Below are 10,496 nucleotides of genomic sequence, written 5' to 3' on the forward strand. Positions count from 1 at the left end.
AAAAGGTATATTAATTTTTATAATAACGATAGAGGACATAGTTCTTTAGATTATGAAACACCTGCTAAGGTATATTTTGGTACTCAAAAAATTGCTTAAGTTTTTTCATAAACTGTTTGACAAACACGACCACCATAATCATCCCCATAAGAATCAAAACTATTCCGTATTTTTTCAATAATTCATTTGTATTTTCATTCAATAAAGATCTTTTCCCATTTTTTATAACAGTTTCTGCTGCCATCCTTTAGCCTCCTCAACTATATTAATGTTAATTTTTATTTTTATTTATTTGTAATATTTCTATAATCATTTTTTTTATTGGTTGCGTATTGAATGAGTTCTTCCTGGGTCAATTCATCATCATTATCAAGAATACCTGTGATTTTCCCCTCATGCATCACTACCACACGGTCAGCCATCCCTAAAATTTCAGGAAGTTCCGAGGAAATCATTATTACACTTTTCCCTTCACAGGCTAATTTTGATATCAATTTATGAATTTCAGATTTTGCCCCGACATCTATTCCCCTTGTGGGTTCATCCAAAATAAGAATATCTGGATCTGTTAAAAGCCACCTTGCTATCAATACCTTTTGTTGATTTCCCCCACTTAGATTTCCAATTTTATGGTTTAAACTTGGTGTTTTGATTCCTAATGCAGATATATATTTTTCACCATCTTCTTTCATTTTTTTATAGTTTATTAATTTGTTGGAATTTATATAGGTATCTATATTGACTATAGTCATATTGTCTTTCACAGACAACATCGGGAAAATACCTGTTTCTCTCCTGTCTTCTGTCAATAAGGCCATCTTATTCTTAACGGCTGTAGATGAGGAATCAATTTTTATTTTTTTATTATCAATTAAGATCTCACCACAAATAATCGAACGAACACCAAACAGGGCTTCCATGACTTCTGTTCTCCCGGCACCGATCAACCCAGCAAAACCTAAAATTTCTCCTTTTCTCAAGTTAAAAGAAATATTTTTAAAACGATTTCCATCACTTAAGTTTTTTACCTCTAATTTTGTTCCAGATATCTCACTGGGTGTTTTGGGAAATAACTCATCTATGTCGCGCCCTACCATCATCTTGATCATTTCATCCATCGACATATCTTTGCTGAGTTTACTACCTATAAAATTCCCATCACGAAAAACAGTAATTGTATCCGCTATTTTAAATATTTCATCTAATTTATGGGAGGTATATATTATGCTTCTTCCCTCAGATTTTAATTTAAATATTATTTTAAATAACTGGTTTATTTCCCTGTCTGTAAGTGCAGAAGTAGGTTCATCCATTATAATTAACTTAGCATCATATGATATTGCCTTTGCTATTTCTATCATCTGTATCTTTGCAATACTTAAATCTTTCATCAAAGTTTTAGGATTTATGTCTAGATTTATCATTTTTAATACTTCTACAGTGTTTTTATACATAGTTTTATGATCGACTAAACCAAATCTATTTTGGGGTTCCCTGCCTAACCATATATTTTCCATAATAGACCTGTATAATATTGGGCTTAATTCCTGATGTATCATTGAAATACCTAATTTTAATGCCATTTCTGTATCATATTTTTTCATTTTTTTACCGTTAAAAATAATTTCTCCCGACGTTTGTCTATGTATCCCTATTATGCACTTCATAATAGTTGATTTTCCAGCACCATTTTCTCCCATCAGAGCATGAATTTCTCCGGCTTTAACCTTTAAATTAACTCCTTTCAATGCCATTACACCTGGAAATTTTTTAACTATATTATCCATTTCTAAAATATATTCATTAACCTCCACTAGATCACTCCTTATCTTATTTAAAGTTAAAAGAATGTTAACTAAAATATTATTTTAATATAACAAAATTTCAAATAATATTTTTTACTTAAAATCATTTAAATTTGCTTTTGTAACAAGTTTAAATGGAATATAAGTTATTTTATTTTCAACCAATTTCCCTTTAATAACATCAATAACATTTTTGGCTGCTGTTGATCCCTGACCCTTAGCATCTTGGAATACTGTAGCACTAAGTTCCCCTTTTTCTATAGAATCAAGAGCATCAGGTGTAGCATCTAACCCAATAACTTTAACTTTTTTTAGTAAACCATTACTTTTTAAAGCTTGAACGGCTCCCAGTGCCATCTCATCATTATTTGCAATAATTGCAGAAAGATCATCTCCATATGTTGTAATCCAGTTTTCAGTGATTGCTAATCCTTTATCTCTCTGCCACAAAGCTGTTTCTTCCGCAAGAATTTTAACATTAGGAAATTTTTCTTTTATCACTTCTTTTACACCGAGAGTTCTTTTTAAGGCACCTTCATTTCCTAAAATCCCCATAAGAATTGCAATATTTCCCTTACTGTTTATTTCTTTTCCTATAAAATCCATCTGCATTTGTCCACCTGTAATTTCGTCAGCACCAACATAATAAACATTTTCAGGCATTTTATCTTCTTTTCCTGCATATGGATTTCTATTTACATAACATAGAGGAATATTTGCCTCCATAACTGCATCAGTAATCGGCCCCATAGCACTTGTATCAGTAGGAACTACTATTATGGCATCCACATTTCTCTCTATGAGTGAATTTACTAAATCCTGTTGTTTAAGAACATCTTCTTTTGCATTTTCTATAATAAAATTAACGCCATTTTCTTCTGCATAGGTTTGTGCAGCATCTAATATAAAAGTTTGGAATGTGTCGTTTAAATTATTAATAACGTAAGCAACTGTTGGCTTTTCATTATCGATTTTCTTGGCGTCCTCTTTTGATGATTCACCGCATCCTTGAAATAATCCTATCGTTAAAACTAACCCTATTATCATTAATACTTTTTTCATTGAATTCCTCCTAAAATTATAATTGTGCAGTTATAATAACAAAAATTTTACTCAACATCTATTTTATTAATTTACTTTAATATCAATGAGTTTCCCTGTTTCAAATGACTCCTTGCAAGCATAGGCTACAATTGTAGCTCTTGTACCATCATATACAGTTACCTCTGGTTTTCTATTATTTATAATACAGTCTACAAATTCTTTTAATTCATCTACATATGCAGTTTCAAATCTTTCTATAAAATCCTGTGAGCACTCTTTTCTTACACCACTAGAATCTAAAATTTCCACTAAATTTTTCTGAGGTACATTACCGATCCTTAATATCCCCTCTGTTCCAATAATTTCAGTTTCAACATTATATCCATGAGGAGCTGTTCTTCCAGCAAAAATAAATGCCATTGCATCATTTTCAAATTTTAAAAGTGCAGATACATTGTCCCCATCTTTATGTTTTCCAAACTCATCATGTTTATAACAACCACCTATTCCCCAAGTTTGGATAGGTTCAGAATCTAATAGCCATCTAGAAAGATCTATATCATGTACTGCCATATCGATAAATTGTCCACCTGAATGACCTGCATAGGCAATTGCTCCAGCTATTGCAGATTCTGGATCCTGGCTGTATCCTCTGAATAAAAATGGCTTCCCTATTTTCCCTTCGTCTATCATTTTTTTAGCATATACATATGAAGGATCATAACGCCTCATGAATCCCAGCATAAATATTTTATCTGGATGGCTTTCAATGGCCTTTTCTGCTCTTTTGCACTCTTCCAATGTTGTCCCCAAAGGCTTTTCAGAAAAAACATGTAGCCCTGCCTCCAATGCTTTTTCAATCTGGTCACAGTGCAGATGTGATGGCGAACATAGAAACACAGCATCTAATTCATTGTTTTTAATCATCTCATCAAAATCAGTATATCCATACGGAACACCCCATTTTGTTTTAATTTCTTTCACTCTTTCCTCTTCAATTGCACAAATAGCAGTTAATTCTGCTTCAGGAATTTTAAAAGCAATGTTTTCAGCATGTTGAATTCCAAGTCTTCCAAGACCGACCATTCCAAACTTAATTTTTTTCATTTTCTATCCCCCTTAAAGTTTTCTCAATAATTTAAAACGTTTTAAAAAAAGTTTCTATTACTTAAGTACTTCTTTTTTTTTTATTTGTCAAATCTTTTTCTAACTTTTTCAGGACAAAAGAACCAAAAAATATACAAACTATGCCTTTTAACTGGTACTTTTACTGATTCAGATTAAATTATAGCAAGTTGAAATATTATTTAAAGTTATTTTTTTAACAGTTTTTTATTTGATTATTTGATATTTAAAACGTTTTAAGCTATAATTTTAAAATAAGAATTAATTAAATTAGTGGAGGTATCCAGATGGGAGTTACACTTAAAAATATTGCCAGCCAGTTGGGTTTATCCTATACCACGGTATCTAGAGCTTTAAATAATCACAAAGAAATAAAGCCTTCTACCAGAAAGCTGATAAAAGAAACTGCCGATTCCATGGGGTATGTGCCTAATTCAATAGCCCAGGGATTGGTTATGAAAAAAACAAAAACTCTTGGTCTTATCCTTCCAGATATAACCGATGGCTTCATGGCAGAATTAGCAAGGGAGATTGAAATTGTTTCTGACCGTGCAGGATATACAGTGTTTTTATGCAATACTAACTGGAGTAAGGAGCGGACAAGGAATTATGTAAAAAAATTAATAGAAAGAAGAGTAGATGGGATAATTATGATCCCTACATCCAATGATATAAGTTTTTTAGAGACTACTCTGAAATATGATACTAGAATTATATTTATAGGCTCAAGTCTAAATAAAATAGAGGTTAAATCCATCCAGGTAGATAACTATAAAGCTATAAAAATATCAATTTTTCATCTCTTAGGGAAAAATAAAAAAAATATTGCTTATCTCGGAGGTGGAAAAGAACTTTTTGCTAATGAAGAAAGATTTGCCGCTTTTAAGGATATTTTACAAAATAATAGCCTCTTTAATCCTAAACTTGTGGCGAACTCACATGAAATCAGAAAGGATGGCTACTTATTAGTAGAAGAGCTTTTAGAGAAAAAAATAAAATTTGATTCAATTATTGCTTTTAATGACGTTATTGCAATGGGAGCAATAAGAAAATTAAAAGAATTAAATATAAGGATTCCAGAAGATGTTGCTGTTATTGGATTTGACGATAGTCCAATCTCTAGGATTTTAGGAATTGGGCTAAGTACGATAAAGCAGCCCATCGAAGAAATGGCTAAATTAGCTTTAAATGAAGTTATAAAAAAGAAAGATAATAAAAAAATTTTATTAGATCCTATCTTCATTCATAGGAGCAGCTCATAGCGGCTCCTTTTTTTATATGAAAAAAGGTACAAATATAAGAGATTGTAAATCACTGTAATTTAACCTCTATTTATAACCTAAAAACGTCCACCAGGTAGACGTTTTGTCTTCTCATTGGACGTTTTGTCCACTGGTTAGACAAATCTAAAAATACGCTCTCTAGCCCAATAGTACCAACGGATTTATGACCTTCTTATTCGACGTATTTCGACTATAGGGATACAATTACAAGGGGAAGTTTTTAGGAGCGCACAGGAGGTAAATTAGAGAGTATAATTGATAATGGAGTAAAAAAAAAGCATCGAGTTTCCTCGATGCTCTTACAATTATAATTACTTTCTAAGTTCAGTGATTCTAGCTTTCTTACCAGATAATCCTCTAAGGTAGAATAATCTTGCTCTTCTAACTTTTCCGACTCTCTTAACTTCGATACTGTCGATCATTGGTGAGTTAACTGGTAATATTCTCTCTACTCCAAATCCTCCAGTTACTTTTCTGATTGTAAAAGTTTTAGCAACTCCTCCACCATTTACTCTGATTACTACACCTTCGAAATGTTGGATTCTTTCTTTTTCCCCTTCTTTAATTTTTAAAGACACGTCTAAAGTATCTCCAGCTTTAAATTCAGGTAAATCAGTTCTGATGTAATCTTTTTCTACTAACATAATTAATTTTTCTTTCATTTTTTTGTTCCTCCTAAGTTCTAAGACATTCTTAATAACACATATAGGTTACAGAGGAATATCCGATTTTAACTAGATAATTTTACCATATCTGTTATTATATGTCAATCAGATTATGATTACTTTTTCTACTCCATTTCCCCTTGCAAGCTTAGATAACTCTTCCATTACTTCATCTGTAGGACTTCCAATCCCTAGGAATTCTTCTTCCAGAATCTCTTTTCTTACACCTATCTGCCTATACTTTATAAGTTTATAAATAATATCCTCATTCCATTGATTTTTAGAGTTTATTTCCCTTATCAAACAAGATAATCTATCCACAGTTTCTATATTATCCAGTAGCCTAGGCACAATTACCGTTCTTACCTCATATAACTTACCTAACTTACCCAAAAATTCTATGTTCTTACTTACAATAAGATTATCAGTACCTGTAAGATCTCTGTGAGTTCTTTCATCCCATACTTTCATATCTACCATAAATTTATCTGTTATTTGAATAAATTCGCTGTAGATATTCTCTCCCAGATCTAGCGATCCATTGGTATCTACAAAGGTAGTCAACCCTAATTTTTTTACCTCTCTAAATAACTCAGTTATGAATTCATAGTTTAAAGTAGCTTCTCCTCCACTCACGGTGATTCCACGGATAAAACCACTGACTTTTTTTATCTCTTCTAAAAGTTCTCCTACACTATAATCTATAGTTTTAGGAGATGAGTCTATCATACAGATCTCTGTACACCTGTCACATTCTACGCATATCTTCTTATCCCAACTAACCTTTGAATCTACTGTGCTGAGTGCTCCTACAGAACAACTATCTATGCAAACTCCACAGGAGTTACACTTATTTATCGTCTCTGGGTTATGACAATACAGACAGTTATAGTTACACCCTTGAAAAAATATACTCATCCTATTCCCAGGACCATCTACATTGGAAAACTTTATTATTTTATTTATCTTTGCCCTTTTCATAAGTAAACCTCTATTTTTTTCTTAATTTTCTCTCCAACACCCTTCCATTATCTCTGGCACCTTTTCCTAAGATAGTTGTATCTCTGAGGACTACCTTTCCCTGATCTAATTTTTCCATCTCAGATTTTTTTACTAAATAACCTGTAACTCTAACTACATCACAGTCATTCCCATACATAGAGAAAAATCTAAGCCCCATGTTAAATCCACCATTTATTATGTCTAAGATCGCTTGGGGATTCTTTTTATAGGTCTCGTCAAAGGAATATATGTCTCCTATTCCACTGGCAAAATATTTATGAAATGGAGAAGCCTGTACTATATGTTCAAATATCTCTGGTTCCTCACCTATTGGAATCCTGCACCCTGGGCTTTCTCCTGCATCGGTTTCGATCCCTACCTGAGAATGTAGAAGATGTTTTTTCTCTTCACTCTCAAAATATTTGCACCTGTGATCCTTTAGTATTTTCGTAAGGATTTTTACTATATCTTCTCCTAGTTCATTGGCTAGATCATTACTTCCAAATCTTCCATCATTTCCTTCTAATTCCATAAGATGATTTACACACTCAGCTAATCCAACCATTCCAAAGAGTCCTGTAAATTTTTCTTTTTTTATAAACCCTTCTGCCACTAAGAAATTAACCTTGAAAAACACCGATTCTTCCAATATAAATCTAATTCTTTCATCTATGTACCCCAACATTTCATGAGCTACCTTTGGCAGGATATTTTCCATGAAATCAGTTCTATCAGCAGCTTTCTTAGCTAATCTTCCTAACCTCACCCTTACCAAAGTGTGTGCACCTCCACCTACTTCTAAACCATTGTAGCAGCTTACTATCCCATATTCATTCCCACCAAAGTCTTCCCTGTACATACTATCTTTGGCAAAACTAGGTTTTGCTGTAACAAGAGCTGTATTGATCGATTCAATAGCTAGTTTGTCGGTAGTTTCCTCACTATATTTTAATGTCAAATTAGGAGTTGGTAATTCCAATTCTCTCATTGCTTTTAATATCAATATCCCTGCTTTGGTTTCACGTGGTCCTATATTAGCATGACAAAATGAGTCTGTAATAGTCGTATCTATATGCTTTAAAAATAATTTTATAGCCCTATAGCATTCCTCTTCATTTTCATCTGTAACAAACTTTTCCAAAAGGTAGTCTATATTTCCTATATATACTGGCATAGTTGTTATGGATGGTACATGTTTATAAAACATCAATAGATTGTTTGTAGCTTCCCAAATATCTGTAGGAGGAGTAATATTTAAAAACTCACATCCATCTTTAATAAATTTATCGTAATCAGGTAAGATATATCTCGGTCTATAGGGTGCATTCCCCTCAAATAAATCACATATGATTCCCTCTTCTCTGTATTCTTTTACATAATCCGTCATCTCTAATACATCTAGGCTGTTTTCAGCAGCACGAGCTAATCCTAAGACTCTCTGCTCGAATGTAATATTTTTATCTTTTATAATATTCAATATAGTTTCTTTCATATTTCTACTCCTTGTCGCCTATCGCGAAACTGACTAAATCTTTATCTAATTATATCATACAAATCCATGAAATTCCGAGTTATACAGTTTTTCATATTTCCCTTTTTTTCCTATAAGTTCTTCATGAGTTCCCTTTTCTTGAATCCCATCTTTATCTAAATAGATTATACTGTCAGAATTTTTTATGGTTGTCAGCCTGTGAGCTATGGTCAATGTAGTTCTTCCCTCTGATAATTTAGCTAGCGAATCTTGGATATATTTTTCAGTTTGATTGTCTAGAGCACTAGTAGCTTCATCTAATATTAAAATCTTAGGATTCTTCAAAAATATTCTAGCGATAGATATCCTTTGTTTTTGTCCTCCTGATAATTTTACTCCTCTTTCTCCTACTAGAGTACTCATTCCATCTGGTAGTTCATCTATAAATTCTAAAGCATTAGCCATTCTTGCAGCTTCTACTATCTCATCTTCAGTGGCATCGATCTTTCCTAAACCAATATTGTCTCTAATACTTCCATGAAATAAATATACATCTTGTTGAACAATTCCTATATTTTTTCGAAGTGAATTTTGAGTTATCTGTTTTACATCGACACCATCTATGATGATCTCTCCACCAGTTACATCATAAAATCTAGGCAGTAGACTACAGATGGTAGATTTTCCAGCTCCACTAGGACCTACTAAAGCTACCTTTTCTCCAGCTTTTATCTCTAAATTGAAATTTTTCAGGATTCCACCTCCATTATTATATGAAAAATCTACAGATTTAAACTCTAAGTTTCCAGAAATATTTTCTAAATTTTTAGCTCCTACACTATCTTTTATATCGGGGTCAATAGCCATGACTTCACAAAATCTTTCATATCCTACAGTTCCCTGCTGATACATCTCTAAAAATGAAATCATTCTTTTTATTGGATCTAAAAATCTATTTACAAAGAGTAAAAATGCGATCAATATTCCTATTGTTAGCTGCCCTTTCATTACCATAGTTCCACCCAAAACTAAGATTATAATCTGAATTCCACCAGAAAATAATCCCGTTGCACTACTAAGTATACTTATAGGCTCAAATGCTTTTAGGAGACTAACCGCTACATTTTTATTATATTTATCAAAATTATTTGAGCTTGTTTTCTCATTCCCAAATGCTTTTACAACTCTAATTCCCGCTATACTGTCCTCTAAGTGGGAATTAACTTCTGCTGATATCACCCTGTAATCTTTAAATGCTCTCTTCATCTTCTTGTTTTCTTTTATCACAAAATAGATATAAAAAGGCAGGATTGAAAATACCACTAGAGTCAAGGTAACATTTAGATTTATCATCAATAAGAAAGATCCTATAAAGGTAACTATTATTATAAATAAATCCTCAGGACCGTGATGTGCTAATTCCGATAGGATCTCAAGGTCTCCCATAACTCTAGACATTATAGTTCCAGTTTTTGCATTATCATAGTAAGACAGTGATAATTTTTGCAAGTGACGAAATAATTTATTTCTCATATCGTACCTTATATTTACCCCCATCTTATGCCCATAATAAGTTACTATATAGACAAGTACTGCTCTTACCAATTGTAGTACTACTAAGATTGATATCAAAATCATAAAGAATTTATAATTCTTATTTGGTAGTTCTATATCTATGATCCTCTGGGTAAATACCGGAAACGTTAAGTCTATCATTGCCATAAAAAATGCACTTGTAAAGTCCAAGATAAATAATTTTTTATGGGGTTTAAAATGTTCAAAAATATCTGTTAATTTCATTCTTTCCTCCTGTTTTTGATTTCTTTATATATGGTGGTCGTGTTTGTCAAACAGTTTATGCAAAAACTTAAGCAATTTTTTGAGTACCAAAATATACCTTAGCAGGTGTTTCATAATCTAAAGAACTATGTCCTCTATCATTATTATAAAAATTAATATATCTTTTTATTCCCGTGTATAATTCTCTTAAATTTTGATATTCATTAAGAAATATTTCACTGTACTTTATTGTCCTCCAAAATCTTTCTATCCATATATTATCCAAACATCTCCCCTTTCCATCCATACTTAAATTTATTCC

At 32.1% G+C, this 10,496-nt stretch carries 10 protein-coding genes; 1 reads left to right on the forward strand and 9 read right to left on the reverse strand.

Annotated elements, in window-relative coordinates:
* Positions 1-64: 64 nt before the first annotated feature.
* The 4 genes from V5784_RS00275 to iolG form a co-directional block, all read right to left on the reverse strand.
* Complete coding sequence (locus V5784_RS00275) at positions 65-244, reverse strand: hypothetical protein (RefSeq protein WP_336887048.1); 180 nt, start codon at positions 242-244, stop codon at positions 65-67.
* A gap of 40 nt (positions 245-284) precedes the next feature.
* Positions 285-1,814, reverse strand: coding sequence for a sugar ABC transporter ATP-binding protein (locus tag V5784_RS00280; protein ID WP_336887049.1), 1,530 nt, complete (start codon positions 1,812-1,814; stop codon positions 285-287).
* 84 nt (positions 1,815-1,898) lie between these two features.
* A complete protein-coding gene (locus V5784_RS00285; protein WP_336887050.1) occupies positions 1,899-2,867 on the reverse strand; it encodes a substrate-binding domain-containing protein in 969 nt (322 codons plus the stop codon).
* Positions 2,868-2,933: 66 nt separating this feature from the next.
* Positions 2,934-3,956, reverse strand: coding sequence for an inositol 2-dehydrogenase (gene iolG, locus V5784_RS00290; protein ID WP_336887051.1), 1,023 nt, complete (start codon positions 3,954-3,956; stop codon positions 2,934-2,936).
* A 305-nt stretch (positions 3,957-4,261) separates the two neighbouring features.
* Between iolG and V5784_RS00295 the strand changes: the two genes are divergently transcribed.
* Positions 4,262-5,236, forward strand: a complete 975-nt coding sequence (locus tag V5784_RS00295; protein ID WP_336887052.1) for a LacI family DNA-binding transcriptional regulator — start codon at positions 4,262-4,264, stop codon at positions 5,234-5,236.
* 332 nt (positions 5,237-5,568) lie between these two features.
* On the opposite strand, the gene rplS is transcribed toward V5784_RS00295, so the two are convergent.
* The 5 genes from rplS to V5784_RS00320 all read right to left on the reverse strand — a co-directional run.
* Positions 5,569-5,919, reverse strand: coding sequence for a 50S ribosomal protein L19 (rplS, locus tag V5784_RS00300; RefSeq protein WP_336887053.1), 351 nt, complete (start codon positions 5,917-5,919; stop codon positions 5,569-5,571).
* Positions 5,920-6,027: 108 nt separating this feature from the next.
* The gene (locus V5784_RS00305; RefSeq protein WP_336887054.1) at positions 6,028-6,903 is read right to left on the reverse strand and encodes a YjjW family glycine radical enzyme activase; all 876 of its coding nucleotides are present in this window, start codon (positions 6,901-6,903) and stop codon (positions 6,028-6,030) included.
* Positions 6,904-6,913: 10 nt separating this feature from the next.
* Positions 6,914-8,416: a YjjI family glycine radical enzyme gene (locus tag V5784_RS00310; RefSeq protein WP_336887055.1), complete on the reverse strand. Its 1,503-nt coding sequence runs from the start codon at positions 8,414-8,416 to the stop codon at positions 6,914-6,916.
* A gap of 54 nt (positions 8,417-8,470) precedes the next feature.
* Entirely contained in the window at positions 8,471-10,195 is a 1,725-nt protein-coding gene (locus V5784_RS00315; protein ID WP_336887056.1) for an ABC transporter ATP-binding protein, read from the reverse strand.
* A 67-nt stretch (positions 10,196-10,262) separates the two neighbouring features.
* A partial coding sequence (locus V5784_RS00320; protein WP_336887057.1) for an integrase core domain-containing protein occupies positions 10,263-10,496 on the reverse strand: 234 nt, incomplete at its 5' end.

It is taken from the genome of Psychrilyobacter sp., assembly GCF_037132775.1.
Taxonomy (GTDB): domain Bacteria; phylum Fusobacteriota; class Fusobacteriia; order Fusobacteriales; family Fusobacteriaceae; genus Psychrilyobacter.

Excerpts from the sequence above, each read along its gene's own strand:
- V5784_RS00275 (WP_336887048.1), bottom strand. The coding sequence starts at position 244 with ATGGCAGCAGAAACTGTTATAAAAAATGGGAAAAGATCTTTATTGAAT.
- V5784_RS00285 (WP_336887050.1), bottom strand. The coding sequence starts at position 2,867 with ATGAAAAAAGTATTAATGATAATAGGGTTAGTTTTAACGATAGGATTA.
- iolG (WP_336887051.1), bottom strand. The coding sequence starts at position 3,956 with ATGAAAAAAATTAAGTTTGGAATGGTCGGTCTTGGAAGACTTGGAATT.
- V5784_RS00295 (WP_336887052.1), top strand. The coding sequence starts at position 4,262 with ATGGGAGTTACACTTAAAAATATTGCCAGCCAGTTGGGTTTATCCTAT.
- rplS (WP_336887053.1), bottom strand. The coding sequence starts at position 5,919 with ATGAAAGAAAAATTAATTATGTTAGTAGAAAAAGATTACATCAGAACT.
- V5784_RS00305 (WP_336887054.1), bottom strand. The coding sequence starts at position 6,903 with ATGAAAAGGGCAAAGATAAATAAAATAATAAAGTTTTCCAATGTAGAT.
- V5784_RS00310 (WP_336887055.1), bottom strand. The coding sequence starts at position 8,416 with ATGAAAGAAACTATATTGAATATTATAAAAGATAAAAATATTACATTC.
- V5784_RS00315 (WP_336887056.1), bottom strand. The coding sequence starts at position 10,195 with ATGAAATTAACAGATATTTTTGAACATTTTAAACCCCATAAAAAATTA.